Annotated in this window: 26 protein-coding genes and 1 pseudogene; 12 read left to right on the top strand and 15 right to left on the bottom strand. The window is 46.4% G+C overall.

The features are described 5' to 3' along the window. Positions 1–22: 22 nt before the first annotated feature. Positions 23–193 (bottom strand): hypothetical protein, encoded by a 171-nt coding sequence (locus tag T3H97_RS25150; RefSeq protein ID WP_155252347.1) that lies wholly within the window; start codon positions 191–193, stop codon positions 23–25. Between the two features lie 504 nt (positions 194–697). On the opposite strand from T3H97_RS25150, the gene T3H97_RS25145 reads away from it, so the two are divergent. Further along, entirely contained in the window at positions 698–1,249 is a 552-nt protein-coding gene (locus T3H97_RS25145) for an IS3 family transposase (RefSeq protein ID WP_328801220.1), read from the top strand. A 309-nt stretch (positions 1,250–1,558) separates the two neighbouring features. On the opposite strand, the gene T3H97_RS25140 is transcribed toward T3H97_RS25145, so the two are convergent. From T3H97_RS25140 to T3H97_RS25130, 3 genes are all read right to left on the bottom strand, one after another. Next, entirely contained in the window at positions 1,559–2,482 is a 924-nt protein-coding gene (locus tag T3H97_RS25140; protein WP_328801219.1) for a S8 family peptidase, read from the bottom strand. Positions 2,483–2,969: 487 nt separating this feature from the next. Continuing rightward, complete coding sequence (locus T3H97_RS25135) at positions 2,970–5,141, bottom strand: alpha-glucuronidase family glycosyl hydrolase (protein WP_328801218.1); 2,172 nt, start codon at positions 5,139–5,141, stop codon at positions 2,970–2,972. 35 nt (positions 5,142–5,176) lie between these two features. Beyond that, positions 5,177–7,375, bottom strand: coding sequence for a glycoside hydrolase family 52 protein (locus tag T3H97_RS25130; protein WP_328801217.1), 2,199 nt, complete (start codon positions 7,373–7,375; stop codon positions 5,177–5,179). Positions 7,376–7,541: 166 nt separating this feature from the next. On the opposite strand from T3H97_RS25130, the gene T3H97_RS25125 reads away from it, so the two are divergent. The 3 genes and pseudogenes from T3H97_RS25125 to T3H97_RS26500 all read left to right on the top strand — a co-directional run. Then, a complete protein-coding gene (locus tag T3H97_RS25125) occupies positions 7,542–8,486 on the top strand; it encodes a helix-turn-helix domain-containing protein (RefSeq protein ID WP_103047216.1) in 945 nt (314 codons plus the stop codon). A gap of 24 nt (positions 8,487–8,510) precedes the next feature. Continuing rightward, positions 8,511–8,645 (top strand): SDR family NAD(P)-dependent oxidoreductase, encoded by a 135-nt coding sequence (locus T3H97_RS26505; protein ID WP_442955626.1) that lies wholly within the window; start codon positions 8,511–8,513, stop codon positions 8,643–8,645. Further along, positions 8,629–8,776, top strand: a pseudogene (locus T3H97_RS26500) (SDR family oxidoreductase); the annotation flags it as partial. The gene T3H97_RS26505 and the pseudogene T3H97_RS26500, both read left to right, overlap by 17 nt. A 141-nt stretch (positions 8,777–8,917) precedes the next feature. Here the strand turns inward: T3H97_RS26500 and T3H97_RS25115 are convergent. Next, positions 8,918–10,096, bottom strand: coding sequence for an MFS transporter (locus T3H97_RS25115; RefSeq protein ID WP_442955654.1), 1,179 nt, complete (start codon positions 10,094–10,096; stop codon positions 8,918–8,920). A 156-nt stretch (positions 10,097–10,252) separates the two neighbouring features. Between T3H97_RS25115 and T3H97_RS25110 the strand changes: the two genes are divergently transcribed. After that, on the top strand, positions 10,253–10,696 hold the full coding sequence (locus tag T3H97_RS25110; RefSeq protein ID WP_328801215.1) for an Lrp/AsnC family transcriptional regulator: 444 nt from the start codon (positions 10,253–10,255) through the stop codon (positions 10,694–10,696). Here the strand turns inward: T3H97_RS25110 and T3H97_RS25105 are convergent. Then, positions 10,682–11,863 carry a serine hydrolase domain-containing protein gene (locus T3H97_RS25105; protein ID WP_328801214.1) on the bottom strand — a complete coding sequence of 394 codons (1,182 nt, stop codon included), beginning with the start codon at positions 11,861–11,863 and terminating at the stop codon, positions 10,682–10,684. The two genes, T3H97_RS25110 and T3H97_RS25105, sit on opposite strands and share 15 nt — an antisense overlap. A 253-nt stretch (positions 11,864–12,116) precedes the next feature. Here T3H97_RS25105 and T3H97_RS25100 point away from each other — a divergent pair, with 253 nt between their 5' ends. The 3 genes from T3H97_RS25100 to T3H97_RS25090 all read left to right on the top strand — a co-directional run bounded on the left by T3H97_RS25100 (position 12,117) and on the right by T3H97_RS25090 (position 13,881). After that, the gene (locus T3H97_RS25100; protein WP_328801213.1) at positions 12,117–12,620 is read left to right on the top strand and encodes a hypothetical protein; all 504 of its coding nucleotides are present in this window, start codon (positions 12,117–12,119) and stop codon (positions 12,618–12,620) included. A gap of 485 nt (positions 12,621–13,105) precedes the next feature. Next, complete coding sequence (locus tag T3H97_RS25095; protein WP_023990932.1) at positions 13,106–13,279, top strand: hypothetical protein; 174 nt, start codon at positions 13,106–13,108, stop codon at positions 13,277–13,279. Beyond that, positions 13,276–13,881: an ATPase gene (locus T3H97_RS25090; protein WP_328801212.1), complete on the top strand. Its 606-nt coding sequence runs from the start codon at positions 13,276–13,278 to the stop codon at positions 13,879–13,881. Before T3H97_RS25095 ends, T3H97_RS25090 begins: the two co-directional genes overlap by 4 nt. 189 nt (positions 13,882–14,070) lie before the next feature. Here T3H97_RS25090 and T3H97_RS25085 read toward each other — a convergent pair whose 3' ends face one another. From T3H97_RS25085 to T3H97_RS25065, 5 genes are all read right to left on the bottom strand, one after another. Then, positions 14,071–14,973 carry an AraC family transcriptional regulator gene (locus T3H97_RS25085; protein WP_328801211.1) on the bottom strand — a complete coding sequence of 301 codons (903 nt, stop codon included), beginning with the start codon at positions 14,971–14,973 and terminating at the stop codon, positions 14,071–14,073. Positions 14,974–15,062: 89 nt separating this feature from the next. Beyond that, complete coding sequence (locus T3H97_RS25080; protein WP_250240794.1) at positions 15,063–15,359, bottom strand: hypothetical protein; 297 nt, start codon at positions 15,357–15,359, stop codon at positions 15,063–15,065. 246 nt (positions 15,360–15,605) lie between these two features. Further along, entirely contained in the window at positions 15,606–15,953 is a 348-nt protein-coding gene (locus tag T3H97_RS25075; protein ID WP_328801210.1) for a general stress protein, read from the bottom strand. A 122-nt stretch (positions 15,954–16,075) separates the two neighbouring features. Further along, positions 16,076–16,837: an ABC transporter permease gene (locus T3H97_RS25070; protein ID WP_190298239.1), complete on the bottom strand. Its 762-nt coding sequence runs from the start codon at positions 16,835–16,837 to the stop codon at positions 16,076–16,078. After that, positions 16,834–17,574, bottom strand: a complete 741-nt coding sequence (locus T3H97_RS25065) for an ABC transporter ATP-binding protein (protein ID WP_328801209.1) — start codon at positions 17,572–17,574, stop codon at positions 16,834–16,836. Before T3H97_RS25065 ends, T3H97_RS25070 begins: the two co-directional genes overlap by 4 nt. A gap of 244 nt (positions 17,575–17,818) precedes the next feature. Here T3H97_RS25065 and T3H97_RS25060 point away from each other — a divergent pair, with 244 nt between their 5' ends. The 4 genes from T3H97_RS25060 (at position 17,819) to T3H97_RS25045 (ending at position 22,131) form a co-directional block, all read left to right on the top strand. Beyond that, positions 17,819–18,418: a TetR/AcrR family transcriptional regulator gene (locus tag T3H97_RS25060; RefSeq protein ID WP_328802875.1), complete on the top strand. Its 600-nt coding sequence runs from the start codon at positions 17,819–17,821 to the stop codon at positions 18,416–18,418. 100 nt (positions 18,419–18,518) lie between these two features. Next, on the top strand, positions 18,519–19,160 hold the full coding sequence (locus tag T3H97_RS25055; protein ID WP_328801208.1) for an SDR family oxidoreductase: 642 nt from the start codon (positions 18,519–18,521) through the stop codon (positions 19,158–19,160). A 400-nt stretch (positions 19,161–19,560) separates the two neighbouring features. Further along, on the top strand, positions 19,561–20,271 hold the full coding sequence (locus T3H97_RS25050) for an MBL fold metallo-hydrolase (RefSeq protein ID WP_328801207.1): 711 nt from the start codon (positions 19,561–19,563) through the stop codon (positions 20,269–20,271). Between the two features lie 99 nt (positions 20,272–20,370). Then, positions 20,371–22,131 (top strand): glycosyltransferase 87 family protein, encoded by a 1,761-nt coding sequence (locus tag T3H97_RS25045; RefSeq protein ID WP_328801206.1) that lies wholly within the window; start codon positions 20,371–20,373, stop codon positions 22,129–22,131. A 131-nt stretch (positions 22,132–22,262) separates the two neighbouring features. Here T3H97_RS25045 and T3H97_RS25040 read toward each other — a convergent pair whose 3' ends face one another. From T3H97_RS25040 to T3H97_RS25025, 4 genes are all read right to left on the bottom strand, one after another. Beyond that, positions 22,263–22,967, bottom strand: a complete 705-nt coding sequence (locus T3H97_RS25040; protein WP_069292037.1) for a Crp/Fnr family transcriptional regulator — start codon at positions 22,965–22,967, stop codon at positions 22,263–22,265. Between the two features lie 61 nt (positions 22,968–23,028). Then, positions 23,029–23,199, bottom strand: a complete 171-nt coding sequence (rd, locus tag T3H97_RS25035; RefSeq protein ID WP_007432984.1) for a rubredoxin — start codon at positions 23,197–23,199, stop codon at positions 23,029–23,031. A 2-nt stretch (positions 23,200–23,201) separates the two neighbouring features. Then, complete coding sequence (locus T3H97_RS25030) at positions 23,202–24,395, bottom strand: NAD(P)/FAD-dependent oxidoreductase (protein ID WP_328801205.1); 1,194 nt, start codon at positions 24,393–24,395, stop codon at positions 23,202–23,204. Positions 24,396–24,431: 36 nt separating this feature from the next. Then, positions 24,432–25,667, bottom strand: coding sequence for an FprA family A-type flavoprotein (locus tag T3H97_RS25025; protein ID WP_328801204.1), 1,236 nt, complete (start codon positions 25,665–25,667; stop codon positions 24,432–24,434). Positions 25,668–25,693: the final 26 nt, after the last annotated feature.

Raw genomic sequence — 25,693 nt, 5'->3', positions numbered from 1 at the left:
AAATCTTATCAAAAGCTAATCATTAAGGTGAACAGCCACATGAATAAAAGACCTGCTTGTTGTTAAACACGCGAAATGTTGCTGGGCAGTCAGGCCCGGAACCACAGCATTTAGGCAGTTGGTAACAGCCGATTTCTGCTTGAATCTGCACTTGCTTGGAAGCATTTGTCTGAGTAGTTTGCTTTTCATTCATAATTTAATTTCTCCTTTCTATTTAATTTGTTACAACTATAAAAGTGAGTTATGTACTAGATATAACAACCCAATATTTATTAATTTAAGACGAATGGAGTTCGTTTTTTTGAAATGGATAATTCCCAATCACTTTAGTGATGGGAAGTTGATAGAGTATTCAAAGCTCAAACCGTCCCAATGATTCAAGAAGAAGGGAAAGCTGTTGCCTAAGTGGCACGTGAACTGGGATTTCCGCGAACACGTTGTATTGTTGGGTTGCCGAATACTGGAACTAATCTTTGCATGCATCAATACCGCTTCCAGTGCCCAGTTGCAAAGATGTGCGCATGGTTCGATGTCTCCCGAAGTGGTTACTATACCTAGCTGCAGAACTGATCCTCTCAAAGTGGGCGAAAGAAACGAAGAAGTCAGGTGGAGCAGAAAATCAGGCAGTTGTTTCTTCAATCCAGACGACTTTATGGTAGTAGCAAATCTACCATTATCTCATTAAACTGGGATTGACGTGTCTGAAAAGACTGTAGCCAGGATCCTGAAGCAGCTGGGTATGAAATCCAGGATCGTGAAGAAATACAAAGCGACAACGAATTCCAAACATCAGATGCCCGTCCATGAAAAATACCTGAACCAGCAGTTTTCTGCTCAAACGTCGGGGGAAGTATGGATGATGGATATCCCCTATAGTTCCACCGATGAAGGATGGCGTTACCTGCCTAGCGTCATGGATCATGTATACCCGACAGATTGTGGCTTCCAAATGGGATCCAGAATGACAAAGGAACCGGTCCTTTCAGCATTGGAGCGTGCTTACCAGGCTCACCGTCCTGCCAGTGAAGTTCTGCACCATTCGGATCGCGGCAGTCAGTATGCAGCTCAGGAACACCAGAAAAAGCTTGTGGAATACGGCATGAAAGGCAGCATGAGCCGAAAAAGGAATTGTTATGACAATGTCTGCATTGAATCGTTTCACAGCATTTTAAAAAAGGAACTCGTGTATTTGGAGCATTTCAAAACGAGAGAGGAATATATAAGTTTTACTTGGAGTTCTACTGCTTGAGGGAGGGAGTTCCTAACAAGTAATGACGCTTTTTTTTGGAAGCCACTAGTGTTCTAACGTCTTACGTTCGGAGTGTATAACTTGAACTTAAAACATGCCTAGATACTTTTAAAGAATCTTGTAATTACAGACTTAGAGTAGTTGTAAGAAACATACTTTTATAAGACTATTTTACAGAAGTTTTGCGGTGATGAGAGCAACTCATGAACTGATTCTCTTGTATGATTGTAATTATAGCTATATTTCACACTAATCAGGTCATGAGTCGTTTTTTCTTAGCAGGCGATAAGTTTTTAATTTTAGATCAACTTATCCAAAGCTCTTTAACAAATTCAGCATTCCGTTTCCTTCTATAACTGGATTTCCAAAGAGCAGCGAACTGCTTTTAATTAATTGAGCATAAATTTCTGGTTCAGTAAGATCCCTTTTGAATAGGATTCTGCCTTCTTCGATGATCAATGCTAATGCACCAGCAACGAAAGGGACTGCCATAGAAGTACCACTAAAAGAAGCATATTTATTATTAAGGAATGTGGAATATATGTCTTCACCCGGAGCGACAATGTCCAGTTGTTCGTTTTTGTTGGAAAATTTTGAAATTAGTTTTGTTGCTCCGATAGACCCAACTTCTATCACTTCATTGTAAGCACCGGGATATCTATATTCCCGATCACTCTCCCCATTTCCATCATTTCCGGAAGCAGCGACTATAGACAAGCCGTGTCCCACTGCATAGCGGATAGCGTCATGCAGAAGAGGATTGTCTTTTTTGGTACCCAAAGACATTGTCATAATGTTAACTCTTTCTCCGTTGGTCCCTCTCCATAATATTGAGTAGTAAATAGCCTCAATTAAATTATTAATATCTCCATCTCCGTCATTGGTTAACGTTTTTAAAATGAGAATGCTGGCTCGTGGGGCAACTCCAATGTTAAATTTTTTATTGTTAGCTGCAATAATTCCTGCAACATGAGTCCCATGTCCATTGCCATCCTGATAGTTATGCGGATCATTGTCATAGTCTGAAGTGAAATTTCTTCCACCAATGATGTTGTTTTGTAGATCTTCATGCTTCATATCTATTCCGGTATCCAACACAGCAATGACAACATTAGATCCAAAAATATTCCGCTTCCAGAACTGTTCAGCATGAATTATTTCTAAACCCTTGTTTTCTTTGTTTGTAGCAGTTTTAATGTTATAGTTTGGTAATCCTATCGATTGTATTTTCACTATCTCACATCCATTCTCTTTTGTTAATTAAGAAAGTGTCAGTGATATTAAAAAATACAACTAAAGTTTTAAAATTAAAAGTCGGTCATTCAAAGAACGTGTAACAGAAGCTCTGACATTGAGGCATGCATTACACTCACCCCCAGAGCACACGTGCTCATTGATAAAACTCAAAGTCAAATAGTCGATGTCCCGTAAGGGCAACTGCTAGGATAATGCTCAATGGATACTAAAAAAGATGACTCCTGATGAATTCAGAAGTCATCTTTTTGAAACCTGAAGAGTCTTGGTCAAAACCAGTCGCCCCTATATGAGATTCAGTTCAGGTAAAACACGGTCTATTTCCAACAGCTAATCACTTTTTATCTGATACTTTTAAATCGGATGCTGCCAAGAGTGGGGATGTTATCAGTATCTTTAAGTTATCATTGTTCTATAAAATTTTAATTTCCATGGAAGCCGAGGCAGCTTGCTTAATAGTTGCTTACTAATAAATAGGGCGATTCTTCTGGTCCGGAATGCCACTTTTACGGTAGAAATACGTATTGATCCGATCCCGCCATTCTTTGGCATGCTCAGCCTGATGCTCCAGCCGCTCCAGCACCTGTTCATACATGGCAGCATTCAGTTGCCCTCGTAGACTAACCCATGTGTCTCGGAGATGGGCCGCACGTTCTGCACCTTCAAAATGGGTATCATAAATGTGCTGTATGACAGTTTGGCCGGAGTGGAGCAAGTGTGTATAAGGAACATGGTGAAAGAATAAAAGCAGCTCATCCGGGCAGGTGTCCGTAGATTCGTAGATATTAGTATTGGGAGAAAAATATTGTCCTGCATAGCCCGTTCCGGTTGCGGACGTGCGATCTACCCCGATCCCCCGGCAATCAGCAAAATGGTAGGTGCCCCACATAGAATATTCGTACCCGTCTACATCCGGCCCATAGTGGTGATCGGGACTGACCATCCAGCCGACTCCGAGAGGGGCGGTGTAGGATTCGTAGATATTCCATGAATCGAGCAGCATCTGTTTAATGGTAGAAATTAAATCTGTGCCGCCGTCGGTATTCCCTTGTCTGCCAAACGTCAGCCGAACCCACTCATCAGCGATTTCGTCTGCGGACAGCTCCGGGTCCCAAGCCAACCGACCATAGCCATAAAGATTGGACTGGGCGAGCAAATGTCCGGTCCAATTGGTGTCTGCGCCAATATTGGATACAGCGGCTATTCCATAGTTGGTATGCTTGGGAGAATGCAGAGCGCCACTCACGATACGCTTGATGGTGGAGCCTTTTCCTTGGGCGTAGGTGTCAAAATCCAATACTTCCTTCCATTGGGGAACAAGGTAACATAGATGCTTCTGTTGGCCGGTGTACTCTTGCGCAATTTGAAATTCCAGCAGTACCTGAGTGGATTCCAGCGCACCGAATAGGGGGGAGACAGGCTCCCGCACCTGAAAATCCATGGGACCATTTTTGATCTGTAAAATGACATTTTCCCGGAACAGCCCATCCAGCGGTTTAAAATGGTCAAAGGCTGCGCGAGCCCGATCCGTCTTGCGATCGCGCCAGTCCTGCTTACAGTTGTAGACAAAGCAGCGCCAAATCACACGTCCGCCATAGGGCTGTAGCGCATCTGCCAGCATATTGGCTCCATCGGCGTGATGGCGCCCGTAGCTGAACGGTCCAGGCCGATTTTCGGAATCGGCTTTAACCACAAAGCCACCCAGATCGGGAACGGCGGCGTAAACTTCCTGGGCTTTGGCCTGCCACCATTCAGCTACTGCTGATTCCAAGGGATCGGCTGTGGTTAACCCGCTGAGCTGAATAGGACTGGCATAGTTAATGCTCAAGTAGATCTGTATGCCATAGGCGCGAAACACCGCAGCTACTTTGGCCACATCCGGTAGGAATTTATCTGTAATCAGCTCGGTTTCTCCCTGATGGACATTCACATTGTTAATGGATAAAGCTTGAATGCCTACAGAAGCGAGTAGACGGGCATAGTCTCGCAGGCGCTCCATATTTGCAGTAAAGGCATTATTGTCGTAGAAAATGGACCCACCCGCATACCCGCGTTCAATACTACCATCCATGTTATCCCAGTGGTTGATCATGCGGATGGGATTAGCTGGATTAGACAATAGGTCTAGAAGGGGAGCGTGCAATGATTCCTCGGCGGCGGGTTTCAGTTTTCCGTCTAATCCTCCTTGCAGGTAGCGCAGCAGATGAAAGACTCCGTACAATACGCCTTTGGAGGTCTGTCCTGCGACTGTAACGTACTGTCCTTTGAACTCATCGTTACCGTGTAAAGCTGAATATGCCGGATCTGGCATCTCTATCCCGCGAATTCGGTAGCCTTCTGCGCCCACTTCTGCCTGTTCCTCTGCGCTGAATCGTTCTGCGACCAAAGGATGCGCTGGGAACGTACCCAGCGCAATGAATGGCGCATTCACAGGAACGGCGCTGATCTTCGGCTGTTGTCCAAACATGGAGGTCAATCCGTGCTGAAGCTCACTCGCAGCCGATTGAAGCACTTCATCTGTCTCATGGACCACGATGACCCTGCACCAAGCGGGCAGCTTTTCTACCTTACTATTACGGCTGTAATGCAGCCAAGCCGCATAGCCGCTCTCTTTTGGCATATCCATAAGCTTGCTCATATTGGAGCCTCCTTTTGGGCAGGTGAAGATTGACCTCAGACATGTTGTTCCTGATCCTGACTCATATGCTCAGGGAGAGTCAGACGGTTGCCGTTGCCTTCATACAGCCACAAAATAGCGGTAACTCCGCGCGGATAATATTTACTGCCGTGGGCAATGCCGGAGAGTATCTGATCGCTCCAGCACCAATAGGATTCTTCAGAGTGAAGGAGCCATGAGACGTGGGCAGCGTCTGCGGCCTGCCCAGCTTCTTCCCAAGGCAGCTCCAGCAGCTCGCGGGTAATAAACTGCGACAGATAGATTTTGCTCAGCCAGGAGTTGTTACTGGTTGAGGACAGCTTCCAGCCTCCGTCTTCAAACAGACAAACTCCCGGTACCAGTACAGTTTCCAAATGACGCCGCAATGCTTGGATATATCCACCGAACCGTCCATCAGGCTTAAGCGCACCCTCACATCCTGTAAAGTAAGGGAAGATCAGCCCCTCAATGGCAGGAATAATCTGCGAGTCATTGCCTTCTTTAATAACTGCAGGAATATAGCCCTTGTCTGTCATGTGTGCTGTGATTGCTGCTGCGCATTTGTCCGCCTGTAAGCCAGCCTCCTGTGAGAGGGAGTTAAGCCCTTTTGAGGCAAATATCTTTTCCAGTGCAACATATACCGCCCAGCATTTGCTGCCTAGATAAATGTTGTTGCGGGACTGACCCAGAGATACGTCCAGACTGTCGTAGGTCGTAATTTCCGCGCCGCCCCGGGTTCTAGAGCTGTCCAAGCCCATCAAGCCGTTTCGTTGTGCCGGGTCGGGGTGATCCCGCCGTAGCATGCTTTCAAAGCAGTCACACAAGACAGGCAGCATACGTGTTGTAAATGACTGGTCCTGTGTCTGCTCGATATATACTGTGGCGCAGCAAAGCCAGTTCACCAGTTCCTCGTGGCTCATGTAAGAGAAGCAGTCGTCAATCCCAGCCAGCTCATAACAGGAGTACCCCTGCCGGGAGAACACGTTGGCCACCCCCATATCATGCGTAAACGTGATACCACCCGGATAGGTCTGTTCCTCTCCTGGAAAGCGTACCTCATCCCGATAGCTGTACCTTTGGACAAACCACTCCAGCTCGTTGCGTACCGTCCATGGATTTAAAATCAATTCATAGTAGAGCTGATCAGCCGTCAAATCGAGTGTATTCATCATCCGATACTCGCCTTCGTTCACAACCCAGATCGGTTCTCCATCCGCTTGGTGACTAAGCAGTTGGGTGCTGCCGTAGTAGCTGTGGATCGCCTGAGCGAGCATGAATTCCTGATCGGGGCTCAGGTTGGCCGACTCCATCCAGCGATTAGCCTGAACACAGGCTGCGGTGAGGTCTGTAAAATGCTTCAATGCATAGCTCCCCGCGTCTTCAATATCCTTGAACAGCCGGGTATAGTAATACGATGCTTCGATGCCTGTGGTTACGATGCCGCCGCGATAGAAGCATATGGCGAAGGTATATGTGCGCTTCTCACCTGCGGGAACGTCCATCAGGAGCGCACCCGTCGTGCCCAGGCCAAAGGATAAATTCTCGGCCATGGTCTCCCCAAGCAGCTTCTCTATTGCAAATCCGCTGGCAGGTACCGCTTCACTGCTGTTGGTCACAATGGCTGTGCTGCGCCCTTGGCCGATGCCTGTGAGTCTTCCCTCCAATGGGGTAGAATCCGTAGCGTCCCTGCGCGGATCTTCTCCTATAATGCGTATGCCGCTATACGGATCACTGCCCTGATAGCCGAAAAAAGCCTTTCGTGCTGCAGTCCCCTGCGTGTTATCGACTGTTAGCTCGGCGAATACCGCCGGGACCAACGCTGCCCGCAACTCATCCATACCCGCATTTCCCGGCTCGGGCACCGGGCGAACAGGAGAGTACAGCCGGAACGTCAAATCTCCAGCCTGCCATGTATCCGTTCCTGCTTTTAGTTCACGAGTAATGTCGGAATCGGCAAAGGCCATAAGCTGCGGTTCCGTTCGTTTACCCTTTTTCTCCACATCATAGCGGGCACTTTCATCCTGTGTGGATGCAAAAAAGGGAAGCGCCTCGTATGCTCCGCCATCTCTGGATTGCAGCCCGATATATACATTTTCATCGGCAGGCTTGCCCAGCTCCAAACCAAGTCCGCCGCGATTGCCCTTAAACCCAAGCGTAAAGCTGGAAAAGGAACCGATAGGTGCGTGCTGCGTGTTATAAAATATATTTTTCGACATATAATGAAACCCCTTTCAGAATAAAGTTTAACTTTGACTAACTTCACTTAGAGCCTAGCATGTCATGTGGCGGGGAACCATTGTCAAATCGCGCAACTATTTATCCAAATCGCGCTGAAAGCGATATACTGGAGTATATCCATGTAAGTAAGCCAGGAGGGAAAACATGTCGTCATCACGGTTACCGAATCGTCCCCATCATCCAGACCTTACAGCTGCCAGAGAGGAATTCTTTTTTCCCGATGTACGGACCACGGTCAATTTGTTTGCCATTCATACACGAAGTGTCGGAAGAGAGTGGAGCTATCCGCCACACGAGCATCCTCAATATGAAATTAACATCGTGCTTGTGGGAGAACAGATCATGGTTGTGGATGGTCGCAGCTATACCCAGCGACAGGGTGATCTGGTGCTGCTGCGCCCGGGTATTGTCCATTCGAGCCATAGTAACGGAGAAGGATTTACGTATTTTTGTATGCATTTCGACATTGATGATAAGCTGTTTCTCTCGCTCCTGAGTCGTCTGGAGCAGGTTATGTTTCCAGCTGAAGGCACCGTGGCAGGTCAAATGGGACCAGCGTTGAGCAAGCTGCTCGATCTTTCAACGCCAGAAGACATAGGAGTAGGTAGTGATTCGGTGGCAAAGCGTATGCGGATTCAATCTGCTGTGTTTGAACTGTTCGCAACGTTGTGGGAGGCTGTATCCAGTGAAGCGGCCCATCTGCCGGGGCGTGGATATGTGCAGGCAGAGCTTGCCCATCAGATTGCCAGTCGTCTTCAGGGCAGAGTGAATCAGCCCTATGGGCAGGCCGGATCGGTGGAAAAACAGGATGGGATCGAGGGGATTTCATCCGAGCTAGGTATTAGCGTGTCCCATTGTAATCGTGTATTCCGTAGCGTTTTCGGCGTATCTCCTCGTGTGTATCTATCCGGGCTTGTGCTGCATGAGGCCAAGTTGCTGTTGGCTGATCCGCAATGGTCGGTACAACAAATTGCCGATATGCTCGGCTATGGGGATATTGCGCATTTTAGCAGACAGTTCAAGCGCTGGTCGGGCCAGTCGCCGACATCCTATCGCAAAAGCACGGTGCAGGACAACCCGTCTGAATAAAAAAGTAAGTATGACTTAAAAATAGTGATTGGCGGCAGTGCAGGTATAGGGCTGACAACAGCCATAGAAGCAGCAAAGCAAGGGGCAAGCATCGTGATCGCTGGGCGTTCCGTAGAAAAACTGGAGCAGGCGAAGAAGGTCATCCTATGGAGCGGCTAACGGCGCGATTGAAAGTTTGGGCAAGGCGTTGGCAGTAGAATTGGCCCCAGTACGGGTTAATGTTGTATCTGATGACGAACAAGTTTACCACCGGAAGCGTGCTGTTCCCGGATGGTGGTTATACGTTGATCCAATTCGCAACGAAGTGTGCATGTTTCATTCTGATCCAATCCAACAGGCAGGAATCAATCTTTAAACAAAAACCGGTTCAACACCATACAAAGTGTTGAACCGATTTTTTATGATAACAGGTTTGGCCCTCTTGCAACTTTTTAGCTTTGCACATCTAATCCTTTATGTTTTCGCAAAATATGTGGATAAATCAACTTAGACCCGATGCATACCATCGCCAGCATGGCGAACAGCAAACCGCTCCACAACGTCCCATGTATCCCCGCTCTGGCAATAAACCACCCCCCTGCCAGCGAGCCCAGTGAAACCCCTAGGTTAATAAACGAGATATAAAGACTGTTGGCAAACGCGGGAGCTTCTCTGGCCTCATCAATCACCCAAATCTGGGCGACAATCAGTCCGCTGGTATGAACGGCCCCCCACACAATAATGATGAAGAGCGTAGGGATAAATGAAGAGCTGATCCCGTACAACAGCAAATAGGTGCTCCCCAAGACTACGGGATGAAAAAGAGCGGTGCGTACCTTATGCAAGCCCATGAGCTTGCCAGCCAATAGATTGCCGAGCATTCCGCCGATGCCGAAAATAATAAGCAGAAAACTGATAACCTTGCTGCTCATCCCTGTATTTTGCCCCAAATATTCGGCAGAATAGCTATACACCGAGAACATGGCTGCAAAAATAAAAGTAGCCGCCCCGATATTGAGCCACAGCGATACTTTACGCAAAATGCCAAGCTGCTTCCGATAGGAGAACTTTTCTGCTTGTGGTGTATCCGGCAGCATAAATAAAATACCGATCCCTGCAATCCCATTCGCTACCGCAGTAAACCAGAAGGAGGCCTCGTATGAAAATTGATTGGCGATATAGGCCGTAATTGGAATACCGAGTACCATTCCCATGCTCGTGCCGAGAAAGGCTTTGGCGGAAGCTTGCGTTGCTTTTTCCGGGGGATACAACGCAGTGGCGGCGACAAAGGCAAGCGAGAAATACACTGGGTGAAACAGAGCCGGAATGATACGTAAAATCAATAGTAGGTAAAAGTTGGATGTATAGGCTGACAGCAAGCTTGTTACGGCAAAAACAAACAACGACATTGTCATGATTCGCTTGCGGTTAAACTTGGACATCAATAGCACCATGAAGGGACCGAACAGCGCTATGATCAATGCAAATGAACTGACAAGAGACCCAGCCTGAGCTGCCGTAATATGAAAACGTTCAATGATGACCGGCAAAATACCAACCACACCGAACTCAATCGTGTATACACCGAATAGGCCAAGCGCAATAAAAAGCAGGGGCTTACTATATTTCATTAGTTTCATTCCCTCTCCACTTCTTCCTGCTTTACGTCCTTGATTTTGCATGCTAATATTTCATTAAATCATAAAATAATAAGGCAATATTCGAAATAATACATAATAATAATTGTATTTATGCAATATTACCTTGGACATAAGGAGGTAGATTTGATGGATCAAGTGGATCATAAAATTTTGTTGTGTCTACAAAACCAGGCGCGTATCTCCATGACCGAGCTGGGAAAGGAGGTTGGGCTTTCCCAGCCTGCCGTAACGGAAAGAGTGCGGCGCATGGAGGATAAAGGTATTATCACCGGGTACCGTGCCATAGTTTCACATGAGAAAGTTGGAAAACCGATCATGGCTCACGTGCTCGTGCATACGAATCAATGCAATTCATTTGTTGAGTTTTGCCAATCTGCACCTGAAATCATTGAATGTCATAGAATCAGCGGCGAGCAAAATTACTTACTGAAAGTCATGGTTGAGTCTATGCTCAAGCTGGAACAGTTCGGGGATGAGTGTGGAAAGCACGGGCACTCTACCACGTTAATTGTCCTGTCCTCGCCTGTAGACCATAAACATGTAACCCCCACTTTATTAGACCCTGTTTGAGCTACCGTAAATGGCTTGGCAAAGCTCGGTTGTAAACGGACCTGACATCCCTTCAAATGCTGTATTGGTAAAGGCGACCACACTGAGTCTTAGTGCGGGATCAACAAACCACGAATGACCGTAAGCTCCTCCGAGACGCCACGTTCCGGGTGATTCTGCTGTTCCGCTTTCGTCGGGATTTTGGAGTACGGTGAATCCTAGTCCAAAGCCCCGCCCCGGCCATCCTGCCAAGGGAAGATTCCCGGTCTGGATGGTGCCCATTTCGCGGACCCATTCCTCTGAAAGTAAGGGATTGCCGCCGTTTCGCAGTGTTTCCAGCAGCCGCATGAAATCTTTGGCGCTGCCAATCATACCAGAACCACCAGAGTGGAAAGCCGTGGGATCAAAGGCTCGTGCAGGCTGAAAACGAAGTCCTGCAGTGCCTTCAAAAACCTGCGCAACCTCAAGCTTACGCATCCGCCGGGGTTCTGATATATCGTTGACATAAGGAGCCGCAAGCCGTCTAGCATCCGCGACCGCGAAACTGGTGTCGTGCATACCGAGAGGTTCTGTAACGAGTTTTTTAACAGCTGCATCAAGGGTTGTGCCACATACACGGCTAATGATAGCGCCGAGCACATCAGTGGCAATCGAATATCCCCATGCTTTACCCGGTGTATATAACAGAGGCACAGAAGCCAAACGTTGCAAGTTCTCTTCCAGCGTAAGATTTGAAAAATCCATGCCATCTGATACGCCTGCACGATGATAGGGACCGCCGCCTTCTTCCTCTAAAAAGCCATAGGTCAACCCGGCAGTATGTGTCAGCAATTGGCGTACTGTAATGGAGGGTTGCTCACCGCTGATTAATCGGGGGCGAAAGTCGGGCAACCAGCGTTCAATAGATTCATCGAGCTTAATCAATCCTTGGGCTGCCAAAACCAAAGCCGCAGTAGATACAATCGGTTTGGATACAGAAGAAAGCCGAAATAAAGCATCCTCATGCATAGGACGTTGTTCTTCTCGATCAGCCAGCCCCGCCGCTCGGACGTACACGGGTGAACCATCCATATATATCATGACGACTGTGCCGATCAGACGCTTTTCGGCAAGGGTTTGATCTATAACTGCATTTACACGTCCGTCCAGACCAGCTTGTATCGCAAAAACTCTATTATCCAAACTCATAAATATCTCATCCTCTCTATGATCCAGCGGTTACCGCTGGATGGAACTTAGTTTACAGGATGGGAAGACGACATTACATAAGGTAACAAAGGTATTCAGTGAGTATTTACGTTAAAATAAAATTATATTGAAAAGATGGCCTTGGATTTAAATGAATGGGATTTTACAAGAAGTTATGCTGCGTTTTACAGTGGCTTTTTAAGTTGAGATCCGTTGAAAACAGGTGGTAAAATTTACAACAAAGGGGGGGTTATTGAGGCTTGTATCGCGTAATAAGTTGGCTTGCTTGGTTGTCCTAGGCGGGACTTTGATCGTAATTGCTACAGGTTTTGGAGGGGATAAGGAACCTTATAAACTTCCTGATAAGCCCAAAGAGACTGCTGTCTCGACATTTTCAGAATATATGAACGCTTCAATGAGTCGCGATTACGATAAGATGCTTTCACTGTCTGATGATTATCGCTTTAAAACAGAACGGGCACGGCTTAACTTTCTAAAAGCTCAGGGAACACCGATTGATTATCGTATTGTGTCTGTGGATGATTCTAATCCTTCCAAGATTGTCGTTTCTTCGATAACGAAGTATGAGGATATGGAGTTACCTTCCATTAAGCATATTCTTGCTTTTGAGGAAGGGAAGTACAAGCTACAAATGAGAAATGTTGTGATCAATATGATTCCTTCATCACCTGACTACAGAACGGTCGAGTATGAGCCAGAGAAGGTAAATGATATTTTGGAAGATAACTTCAAGTGATTTTAATTTTTCAATTTTCTAATCAAACGGTCCAAAGCGTATCCAATGAGATACCAGAAAACTAGTGTAGTGAAATAAACAAGGGCTATGGGGATATGTGCTTGTCGCACAAATCGAAATAATTCATACATCCAGACCAATGGGCTAATGATAGCCAATAGCATATTGTAGTCGTCGTACCCCGTAATATTTACAGTAATAACTAGACATGAGATTAGGACTAGCCAAAAACGAAAAGATTTCATTGCCTATACCTCCGCAATTGTATTTGTTGTTATAGACGAATAAAAAAAGCTGAAGGTAGCATTTATTCCAAATTTATTTATTAAAATGTATTAAAAAGAACGATATTTCGATCCTATTTACTTGTCACGATTTTTAGCCGTGCGGTATTCGTATGGATTTGAGTGACGCTGGATTCTTTCAGACTTTTCGATTTATGATATACTCTCGATATATGATTTAGATGGGATGGTGATGGCTGAATGAATCGTACACACGACCTAGGCAAGTTAATCAAACTAACTGGAGATAGAGCAAAACTGGACGCTAAAGCAAATGGCACATATATCGTCTACAAAACACCGGATGGTCAATTTGTTAAAGAGTACAGTAATGGTCAAGTCGAACGAATTAAAGAACAGGATATTTTATCATGAATGAGCCGTTTGCTACTATGTTTGTATTCGCAGGAAACAACGGAAGTGGTAAGAGTACAATTCGCAATCTAATCGTTGATAGACTGGGTGTAAGTGTTAATATCGATCCAGATGCGTTAGCGCAAGGGATTTATCGTGAAAGCCCTGATCGACACAAAGTATCGGCAGGAAAGGAAGCGATTAAGCTAGCGCGGGATTGTATAAGAAATAAACGAGATTTTACCGTAGAGACGACACTTGCTGGTGGCAATGTGATTCGACAAATGCGAGTGGCAAAAGAAAATGGCTTTGAAGTTATCATGTTTTATGTGGGCCTTGGTGATTATCGTCTTAATATCGAGCGAGTTGCTGCACAAGTTCGAAATGGGGGTCATCATATTGATACCGCAGATATTATAAGACGGCATCAGACCTCACTGGACAATTTGCTCTTACATCTTAAACTTATCGATCATTTAATTGTCATTGACAACAGCAGCTCAGATGGCGTGATTGTATTGGAATCAGATAGTGAAACGATAAAACATCATGTGGCTTTGTTACCGGATTGGGTTAAAATCATTGATAGTTACTTGCAAAATAAAAATACTGGTCAAGAATAAACCGACAACTGTATAATTCAGTGATCGGTTTATTCTGTATTTACATCGTATTGTGTCCACAATGCCAATTCAATGTGTATTGCACCTCAAAACGGAACCCGTTAGTAACATACTGTTACTATTTTTTAACAAAATTTAGCAAGGCGATGAACGGCATCCTGATCGTAGAGGTTTCTTGGGATTTTTTCCCTACACTTCTTTCACTGGACGTAACACTGCGTAGCCGTATCCTTCTGGGAAATGTCGCTGATAATCTTGCTTCGTTTCCTCATCCCATTCATACCCCAGGCTGCTAGGGTCAAAGTTCCAAGCTTTCTCCTCCACCATTCTCATAACGTCTCCGTTGTTTTTTAAATAATTGAAGGGTGAGTGGAAAAACACCAGATAATCTGATTCAGGGATGTCCCGACACTTCATTCCTGCGGGAATCTCTCCATTGTAGTCAGCGGCAACCGGTATTCCATAGAGATAGCCCTTCTGACCATCCTGATAGAACCAGCCCGCAGTTTGGCCCAATTGTTCGGGAAGCTTGAGATGAGACATGCTTTCCAATGTTCCGCAAATTTCATCACAATTGTGACCGTTTCTCCAGAAATCACCGTAGTTTCGAGAAGAAGTATCCCAGATTCCAATAAATTTGTGTGCTGGTATATGCTCGATTTTGACTTCAGCTTCTTGCAAATGATCCTTAACCATCTTATCCCGCTCCTTCAAATGGTAATGATAAGGAGAGAACACCTCAACGCGAATGGCTAACGGAATAGGTCGGGGCTCCTTCTGGTATACAGCCGGAGTTACCTCAAACGCTTTTACAAATGCCCGTGTAAAAGCCTCCTGTGAAGAAAACCCATACTTTATTGCAACATCGAGGATGCGGACATGGCTATCCCGAAGTTCTAGTGCGGCACGGCTAATCCGGCGCATCCACACATAATCCCTTAACGTCATTCCTGTAAGAGAATGAAACTGTTTTGTACAGTAGTAAGGGGAGTAGCCTAACTGATTGGACATTCTCAACAACGAAGGTGCTGAGGTAAGATTATTATCAATCCAATCGATCATGAGCTGGACCATTTCGTTCCATTCGTACACGAGGGTTCCCTCCTTTCGACTCCATCTTAACAGCCGGAATACAGGAGTATTTGACTTGAGTTGCATGTATTCTTTTCTCTTATTCTAATTTACTCCTCTACATAACGGATATATGGGTGTTGAAAGTACCTTTGATCAGACACGAAATAATATTGTTTGCCTATAACCAGAGGAGGGATCACAGACTTTGAGGAAAAATATAATTCTTTATATTCACCTCCGCTAGAAGCACCTCTCTGTATGACCAAGTAATCATCTGTAGTTTTAACTAGCTTAGCGGTTTCTGCCGAGTGATGACCTGAATAATAATAAATCCAGCTGAAAATCAGTGAAAAAAATATAATTCTTAAGATAGTTACAGCCGTTTTATTCTTTGTAATCAACATCCGCGCAAACCTCCCATAATCCATTCTTTCAGTTGTAATAAAGTATGTATGATTGGTTAATTACCCTGTTTATGTATATTGTAAGGTGCATGATCGGTTGACGAAAGTAACTTTCACACTAAAAGCCAATCTGCCGTTGTTCCGGCAGATTGGCTTTTATAACATAAACGTCCACTATACTTCGTAACCATATACAGTCTGTGTCTTTACATTGCAACTGCACCGACAACGTATCCTGATCTATCGTTAGTTATTTTTACGCTGACGTGCGCGAGCCTCGCCGCCTTTACGGCCAGCTTCTTCCCTACTCATTTTCCCGTCGCTATCACTTTGGTCTGAGTTGCCACGGGCTTCGCCGCCCTTGCGTCCGATTTCCTGATAGAATTCCTTGTCATGGTTTTTGGCAGTAGCTTCGCCGCCTTTTTCACCAATTTCTTGGTAGAAGTCCTTGCCATGACTTTTGGAAGTGGCTTCGCCACCTTTTTCGCCAATCTCTTGGTAAAATTCTTTGTCGTGATTTTTAGCAGTAGCTTCTCCACCTAGACGTCCTGCTTCTTCGCGACTCATTTTGCCATTTTGGTTGTTGTTAGCCATGTTCAATCACTCCTCATCGAATTTTAGTAAAGCGGGTACGTGTATCTATTAACCTTTGTGTCAGGAATTAAACATGTCCTTTTATTTTGCGAAATAGCAGATAACCGGGGATATTCACCTGATTAGCGTTCCCATGCTTCTGTGTGCAGTTGTTGCTGGCGGTTAAATAATGCCGGATAAATGAACAGGCTGAGCAGCACGCTGGTCAAAATAGCAGAGGTCATGGTAGTGAATACAATTAGCAATTGCAAACGCACGGCGGCAATCGGATTGGCACCTGCGATGATTTGTCCGGTCATCATGCCGGGAAGCTGGACCAACCCTAACGTTTTTTGCCCTTCAATGGTTGGAATCATACTGGAACGTATGCAATCCTTGAGTATAGGGAAGATGGCTTGTCTAGGCGTGCCGCCTAGCGCCAGAATGAGCATGATTTCAGGCTTGCGCAGCAGGACTTCCGACTTGAGACGGGACACCAGCAGGCTGGATAAAATCATGGAGCTGCCAATGATCATGCCGCTAATCGGAATCATATACCGTGCTGTCGCCGGAATGATATGCAAGCCAATCAGGAACGCCTGCGTAACGATTTCCACACACAGCAGCGTCAGGAACGATTTCCACATGAGACCGGGGATAAATCGCCCTTTGCGCGCAACATTTTGTGAGGCTACGGTAATCATGAGCAGAATGAATAATACGATAAATCCGTAGCTTTGCATCCCAAAAATCAAATGCAATACATATCCAATCGCCAGCAGTTGAACCGACGCTCTGATCGTGGCGATGATCATGTCTCGGTCCAGACCGAGTTTGAAGGATTTGGACATGACGATGGCGATAAATACAAAACCGAGAGAGAGAATCAAGGCAACAATCGTCATACCCATTCTCCTGCTACGAACCTGCGGGTCTCACTATGCTGCGGAGCATTAAAAAACGTCTCCGTATTCGCTTGTTCTACCAGTCTTCCGTCGATCATTAGCCATGTCTCGTGGCCTATCCTGCGGGCTTGTTCCATATGATGCGTAATCCAGATCATCGTTGTTCCCTCTTCTTTGTTCATTTGCAGCAGCAGTTCCTCAACCTCTTTGACCGAGGCGGGGTCCAGTGCAGAAGTAATCTCATCCAGCAGTAAAATATCCGGGCGGTTCGCGAGCGTCCGCGCCAAGGCCAAGCGCTGTCTTTGTCCACCGGACAGTTCCTGTGCCTTTTGTTCCAACAGGTCGCGGGTGAGTCCTACGCGTTCCAACAGGCCGGCAGGATCATCCAGCACTGTACCGTGCAGCCGTTCTACGGTTTGGAGATTGTACAGGACAGTTCCCTGAAGCATGGGGGCATCCTGAAAAACCAATGCTACTCTCCGTCTCAGTTCAGGGATCTCCCACTCCGATATCGGTTTGCCGAGGACACGGATGTCCCCTTCATCCGGTGTCATTAGGAGATTGCACAGTGAAAGCAATGTGCTTTTACCAGACCCCGATGGACCGACCAACGTGGTGATTTTGCCGGGGGAAACTTTTGCTGTAATCCCGTTCAGAACCGCACGTTGCTGTCCAGACCCGGTGAAATATTTGATAATGTGATTGAATTCAATAGCTGGAAGTGGCTTGGGTTCCATAAATATAGCTAGCTCCTTTGTAGGGGATCGATAAAAGGGATTAGATCCGTTCTATGATCTTATTTTTTTATTATATCAGTAATGACTGCTATGCTCTTCTATAAAGGTTCGATGCAGGTTGGCTGTTGTAAACGGCGTCTTCTTTGTATAAACTAACAGGATTAGTTAAAATAGAATCTGGATCGACTCAGTATATGTATAAGGAACCGGATTACATAGAAATTCGATGGAAGGAGGCAGGATGATGTCGCCTAGAAACGGAGTAAAACTGCAAGATATCCTGCGGGCTGCCGAGGACATTGCCAATGAACAAGGGATGGGGGATGTCACGCTCACCACGCTGGCGCAAAAGCTGCACATTCGTCCTCCGTCCTTGTATAACCACGTGGACGGATTGAACGGACTGCGCCAAGTACTGGCATTGCACAGTCTCGAACAGTTGGAGGAAACTTTGATGAGCGCAGCGATTGGTAGAGCGGGCGAAGATGCACTGACCGCTATGGGGAAAGCGTATATGCAGTATGCTCGCGAGCGACCCGGTTTGTATGAAGCAATGCTGTATGCAACTGATCGAAATAATACCGAAATGAGGCAGGCTGCGGATCGCGTGGCCAAGCTGGTCATTACCGTCCTGTCCAGTGGTTATGGCTTTAAGAAAGAAGATTGCATTCATGCAGCGAGGGGATTCCGTAGTCTGCTTCATGGATTTGCCTCGCTTGAACAAAAGGGCGGCTTTGGTTTACCTGTGGAAGTGGATCGGAGTATTGAGGTGATGATGGCTACCTTTTTGGCAGGTCTGCGTGTGCGGCAAAAGCGAGATGCCGAGCTTACCAAAGAAGTCTGATTTCAACCTGATGCAGCTAACATGATTGCGTCGCAGACCCGAAGGGTAAAATACATCTGTATAATGTAGATGAGAGACTGCGAATACAGGAGGGGTATGAGTGAACGTACTGGTGATTGGTGCAAATGGAAAAGTAGGCAGACATCTTATCCGTCTACTGGGGCAGAATAAATCGCATCGCGTAAAGGCGTTGATCCGCCATTCGGATCAGGCCGAAGCGCTTGAACGTTTGGGAGCAGAAACGGTGGTAGCTGACCTCGAAGGGACGGTTGGTGATATTGCCGCAGCTATAAAAGGCAGCGATGCTGTCGTATTCACAGCAGGTTCCGGTGGAAAAACAGGAGCGGATAAAACGCTGCTTATCGACCTGGATGGAGCGGTCAAGGCGATGGAAGCCGCCGAACAAGCGGGTATCCAGCGCTTCGTTATGGTCAGCGCCCTTCATGCGGAGAATCGGGAGCAGTGGCCTGAATCCATTAAACCATATTATGTGGCGAAGCATTACGCTGACCGCCTGTTGGAAGCGAGCAACCTGGACTACACGATTCTTCGTCCGGGTGGCCTGACGGATGATGTGGGCACCGGAAAAGTTGCTACCGGTGAGGAGCTCACCAGCCACACCATTTCTCGTGAAGATGTGGCGGCAGCGGTGGTAGCAGCGCTGGAGGAACAGCAGACGTATCATCGTGCAATTAATCTGGTGTCTGGCAGTACGCCTATTGCTGAGGCAATCCGGCTGTAATTACGGATGAAGTTGTTGCACAGAGGACGCTTATAAATGACAAAAAAGCGAGAAGACGGCCATCCATGGTCATCTTCTCGCTTTATGGGCATCTGGAATTACTCCGTTTGATAAAGAGGGAATAGCCAAGAAGGCTTCGTTATTAATAACAGGAGGAAATGCTCCTTCTAAGATATCTTTAACCGATATGCGTATCTAAGATTAATTCTTGTTTTGAGAGGCATCCCCGGGGGCAGAGTCCCGGGGATGCTTTTTGCTATTTTCTCAGTATGATCGTCCCCGTAGCAGTTCCAAGCTCCAACTCCAGCTGAATAGCAGCAAAAATATTTGCTTAAAACTAATTATGTTATTTATAATACTAATATAATTAGTTTATAATTAAGACAAGGAGATGAGATAAATGCGTATTGTTCAGGTGCAGCATGTGTATCAATTGACGTTTATGCCCCGGCTGTTCCCGGTGAACTGTTATTTGGTGGAGGAGAAAGAGGGGCTCATCTTGGTAGATGCCGGATTGCCATACAGTACCCGTGGTATAGCGCAGGCTGCGGCGCGGATCGGGCAGCCGATTATTCGAATTGTACTTACCCATGCCCATGGGGATCATGTGGGTGCGTTGGATAAGCTCAAGGCAAGGTATCCTGACGCGCAAGTATTCATTTCAAGGCGGGACGCACCGCTGCTACAGGGCGATGTATCGTTGGAGGCAGGAGAACCGGATACTCCTATTCGAGGCGATGTACCGAAGCATATCCTTACCCAGCCTGACGTTTTACTGGAGGACGGGGATCATGTAGGTTCGCTGTTGGCGATCAGCGCACCAGGACATACGCCGGGCTCGATGGCATTTTTGGATACTCGTACCCGTGCGTTGATTGCAGGCGACGCCTTCCAGACCCGAGGTGGTATAGCGGTATCGGGAAGGCTTAAGCCGCTGTTTCCTTTTCCGGCACTGGCTACCTGGAACAAGGAAATTTCGCTGAAAAGCGCCAAAAAGCTGGCGAGTTTCAATCCATCTTTATTAGCTGTCGGTCACGGTAACATGCTGAAGCATCCACAATCTCAGCTGGAAAGGGCGATTATGGAGCTGGAACGACAAACTTCAGTGTGATGATTCGGTATTCAGCCAACATTCAGCCAGAACTCACAAAGTCCTAAGCTAAGGCAGATACAATATGGGAAAATAGAAACAGAGAGAGGTGCATCGGATTTGAACGTTTGGAAAGCGAACGGTCTGAAATATATACTTCTATGTAGTCTCATATTGTGTGCTGTCGCTAGTGTCGTTTCGTTATGGAGTTATTCAGGTAGTTCTGCGTCCCAGTCTGCGGCTGTTAGGCAGGGCCCATCCGGTGGGTTCGGAGGAGGAAGCGGACCTGGTGGAGGTATGAGGGGACCGGGGCAACCTACCAACTCCTCCACTGAGGGGACAGCGACATCGGGTGACAAAGGTACAACGGCCGGGAATGATACTTCTTCGGGCAGCAGTGGTGTTGCCGGAGACGGACAGCACAGAGGCCCCGGTGGCATGTCTGGTAACGGATCTGGCATGGGCAGTCCTGGCGGTGGTATGGGTGGTGGAAGAAGTGGCAACTCCTCATCTGCTTATGCTACTCCGCTGGCGATTTTCACCGCTTTGTTCTTCGGTGCATTCGTGTTTATTGCGTACCGTTTTCGGGCTCGTGAATGGAAGCTCGGAGAACGTAATCGGGGACTGATGCTGTGGACTGTGCTGGGTGTGGGTTTCTTTTTAAGAATGGCGATCGCCCCGTGGATCTCGGGTCACATGGATTTAATGCTATTCCGGAACTGGGCTACGACAGCAGCGGATAGCTTATCGGGCTTTTACACGAACGGATCAAGTGATTATCCGCCGTTCTATATTTATATTTTATATGTGATCGGTCAAATCGGCTCTACGGATGCTTTCAGTCCCTATATGTCCGTGCTGCTGCGGCTTCCCAATATATTAGCCGATATCGTGACAGCGTACATGCTGTACCGGTTGGCGAGCAAACGGGTCGGCTTTGGAGTAAGCCTTGGATTGGCTATATTCTACGTGTTTAACCCAGCTGTATTTATCAATTCGACCTTCTGGGGGCAGGTGGATTCTTTCTTTACTATGCTGATTGTGGGCATGATTGTGCTGCTTGTGGAAAACCGGGTCGGCTGGTCAGCCGTATTGTTTACGGTAGCCGTATTGATGAAGCCGCAAGGGATTATTTATGGACCTGTTTTGTTCTTTGAGCTGCTGAGACAACGTAAAATACAGCCTTGGCTGTTGTCCATTGGCGGTGCCGTTGTGACGACCATTCTGGTCATATTACCATTTTCGTGGGGGCAGGAGCCGTTATGGCTGCTAGATCTATACAAGGGAACGGTTGGCGAATATCCGTATGCTTCGGTGAACGCGTATAACTTTTTTGCACTGATTGGTGGCAATTATACGCAGGACACTACAACGCTGTTCCTGTTCAGTTACCATACGTGGGGTATGATCTGCATTGTGTTGGTGACTCTATTTACATGGTGGATGTATATCCGCAGTCGCAAACCACAATTTGCAGCAGCAGCTGCGCTGGTGCTCATTGCAGGTGTATTTACCTTCGCTTCCAGCATGCATGAACGGTACTTGTTCCCTGCGGCCGCGTTAGCTGTACTGGCGTATCTGTATTTACGAGACCGCAGATTTTTGTGGCTTGCGGGTGGATTCAGTCTTACGATTTTCCTGAACACCTTTGATATTTTCTATAGCTCCAACTCTCGGGATCAATACGGTATTATTTTGTGTGTGACATCATTGTTGAATGTGTTGTTGTTTGGGTATTTGGTCAAAGTAGTGTGGGATTGCTCCAAATCGACCACGATTGAGGTTGCTCCTTCCACAGACAGAGTTTCGCCAGAACTTCCTTCAGCGCGGCCTGCATGGGGAGCGTCTTCCCAAGGTGTAAACACGACAATTGATAGTTAGTGGAGTATAAAATATGCTAAAAAACCGCCTTTTAACGAAATGGAAGTGGTTGATAGATCAACTGCAATCCATAAGTTAAAGAAGCGGTTTTTTGTTGTCCTCATGTTAGAGCAACATTGTATCTATGTGTCTCAATCCATATATTCGTTCAGTTTCTGTACATCGCAGATGGTAATCTCTCGTGTACCCTTGCTATGAATAATCCCCAGCTGTTCAAATTTTCCGAATTTGCGACTGATGGTTTCGCGGGTGACACCCACATAATTAGCCATTTCCTCGCGTGAAAGGGGGAGGTTTATTTTAATGTAGGAACCATCCGGCTTGCCATATTTATGTCCAAGCTCAAGAATCATATAGGCGATGCGGATTTCCGGGTCTTTGGTAGCTAGGCTTTGAGCCAGGTTTTCGGTATGTGCCAAGCGTTTAGTAATGGTTTTGAGCAGCTTCAAAGAGATATCGGGATTGTTGCGGATCAACTGCTCCATATCATCCTTGGTGAGCATACAAATATCAGTATCTTTTAAGGCATACGCACTAAAGTTACTCAGCTCATCGCTGTTAAATATGTTCAACTCGCCAAAAAAATCGCCAGTTGTCAGAATGTGCAGAATTTGCTCCTTGCCCTGAGGCGTCATCTTCAGCAGCTTGACATGCCCGCTTTTAATAATGTACAGCGTATCAGATGCTTGTTCCTCGATAATCAGGGCTTCACCCTTCTGATATTTTCGGTGTCGGATCATGGAGCTGACCTTACACAAATCTTCGCAGGACAAAGAGGAAAAGATAGGCACTTTGCGGGCACAGGGCTCCTTTTCGCACTGGCAGGGACAGGACATCTCATTCACATTCATTCACTCCATTCATAAACCGGAAACTACAGGTTATAGCGCATGGTTATTATTCTGTATCATCTATTGGGGCAAAATGACTTTGATCCTCACCGCAGACTGGACAAACCCAGTCTTCTGGAAGATCCTCAAACGCTGTACCGGGCATAACATCTTCATCGGGGTCGCCGATAGCAGGATCATAAATGTATCCACAGGGCTGACATACATATTTTTTCATCTCTAATTCTCCTTGTCATTCAAAATTTTTGTAAGCTCTGGTGCGTCCGGTTTGAGTCCCTGCATGATGGCTGTTTTGTATGGTAGTGAAGCAAGGGCATCCCCAAAGCCAATCACGCCGCAGATAGAGCCGTTTTGTATGAACATACGTGTATAAGAAGCTCGATTTTTAATAATCAGGCTGGTGTCGCAGACTTGTTCATCTACCAGACCGATGGAAAAGAGAGGAGATTCATAGCAGTTCGAAAGGGTTACAGGGAGGGGACGCTGATAGCTGACGGATGCGCCCGCCATATTAGCGCCTGCTATTTTTCCCTGCTCCATTGCGCTTTCCCATAACCCATCTACTCTACTCTGAAATTCGGCTGCATCACCTGCTGCATAGATATTGGCGGAGCTGGTCTCCATCTGAGCATTCACCAGAATACCTTGTCCAATATCAAGGCCGATTTGGCGAGCAAGCTCCGTATTCGGCACAATTCCGATAGAGTATACGACATGCTCGCAGGGGATAACAGAGCCGTCCTGTAGTTCCACACCTTCTACGTGATCTGTGCCTTTAATACGTTGTACGCCTTGCCCAAGGTGTACCTGAGTACCCCGTTCGGTCATTTGATCGGTCAAAATAGCGGAGGCCTTTTCATCTAGCTGACGGGGCATAAGCTGATGCGAAGCTTCCAGTATGGTTACAGCATACCCTGCTTGCTGGAAGGACCAGGCGGTTTCCACGCCTTGAATACCGCCGCCGATGATACATATCCGGTCTTCCTGTCGCAATTCCGCTTTAAGGCTATCTGCATCTTGTCGAAAACGGATATTGTGAACGTTCCTTAGAGAAGCTCCATCTAGCACAAGCTTACGGTTGTGAGCTCCTGTACACAGCAGCAGCTTGTCATAAGCAACGGTTTGTCCATCTATTGTTTTGATAGTACGTTCCTCAGGATGTATCTCGGTTACCTTGATGCCGGAATACACATGAATTCGTTGATTGGCAAACCATTTTTCCTTCTTGATCAGGATTTTGTCACTGTGCAAATCAGTGAATAGTCCCTTGGAAAGTTTGACTCTGTTATACGGAAAGGATGCTTCCTCCCCGTAAATCGAAATTTCGGCCAGCTCATCATGATCTCTAATCGCTTTTGCCGCGTTGACGGCGGCGACACTGCCTCCGATAATAACGTAATGTTGGTTACCCATTCAGTATCTCTCCTATTCGCTATACGCTACTGTGTTTTAAATAACACTAAGCAGTAGATCTGAGACAAATTCAGCGGCATTTTTAATTTTTTTCACTTTTTCAACTTCTGTAGGAGAGAAACGAATACGTACCGGAAATTCCACATGGGTCATACCCGTTGATTTGATTACATCTGAAGTGCTTTGGACCTTCATATTAGTACCGTTCAAGTAATCCTGTACAACTTCAATGGCTTCCCCGCTCCAGCCGTAGGAACCAAAGGCAGCAGCCAGCTTGCCTTCCAGATTCATCTTTTGCATTTGTTGCAATAGGTCTTCCAATTTGCCCGTCATGTCGGCATATTTGGTAGAGCTACCGACGAAAACAGCATTTGCTGAGGCGATACTATTCAATATTTCCGTTTCATCGGCTTTATCCACGTCCCATAGCTCCACCTTGATTTGGTTCTCCAAAAAGCAGTCCTTCAGGATGGTTGCCATTTTTTTAGTATTATTTTTCAGGGTGGCATAGACAATCGCTACTTTTTTATCCTCCTTGGTTTCGGTACTCATAGAGGCGTACAAATCAATAAACTTGGCAATATCATGCCGGATCGCGAAGCCGTGGGAAGGTGCAATCATCTCAATATCCAGATCGGCAACAGCTTCGATTAATGTGCGCACATATCTGCGGTGTGGATGAATAATAGCCTGGTAGTATCCGATAAAGTCCTCGGTGATATCAAAACCAGCCTCATCGGCAAATAGATGCTCTACAGCCACGTGTGTACTGAAAATATCGCAAGGGAACAAGATTTTATCTTCTATACAATACGTAATCATGGTTTCTTCTGTATGCAGATAAGGAGTTTCTTTGAACAGCAGTGTTTTGCCTCCAATGTCCAGTTGATCCCCATCCTTGATGACGAGGAAGTTGCGATGCTGAAGCTTGTACATTTGTTGAATTTCCGGAACGGCAATCTCAGTGCAGACAATCGTAGCGTTCGTTGCCTTGGAAGCAAGTGCCGCCAATCCGCCCGAGTGATCTGGTTCCGTGTGATTGACGATGATATATTGAATGTCCAATGGATCGATCAATTCGGCTACAACTTCGGCAAATTCTCTACCGAACGCCATATCCACGGTATCTACAATGGTCGGTTTTCCGGTTTTCAATAGATATGCATTATAGGTTGTGCCCTTAGATAGTAGAAGACGATGAAAGGGAACCTCACGATTATCAATTTTGCCTACCCAATAAATATCCTTTGCCAGCTTGAATCCGGGCTTCATAGGAATAACCTCCTGCTTGTTATTGT

This window comes from Paenibacillus sp. LX16, assembly GCF_036252815.1.
Classification (GTDB): Bacteria; Bacillota; Bacilli; order Paenibacillales; family Paenibacillaceae; genus Paenibacillus; species Paenibacillus polymyxa_B.
This window is presented reverse-complemented; position numbering and strand designations above follow the sequence as displayed.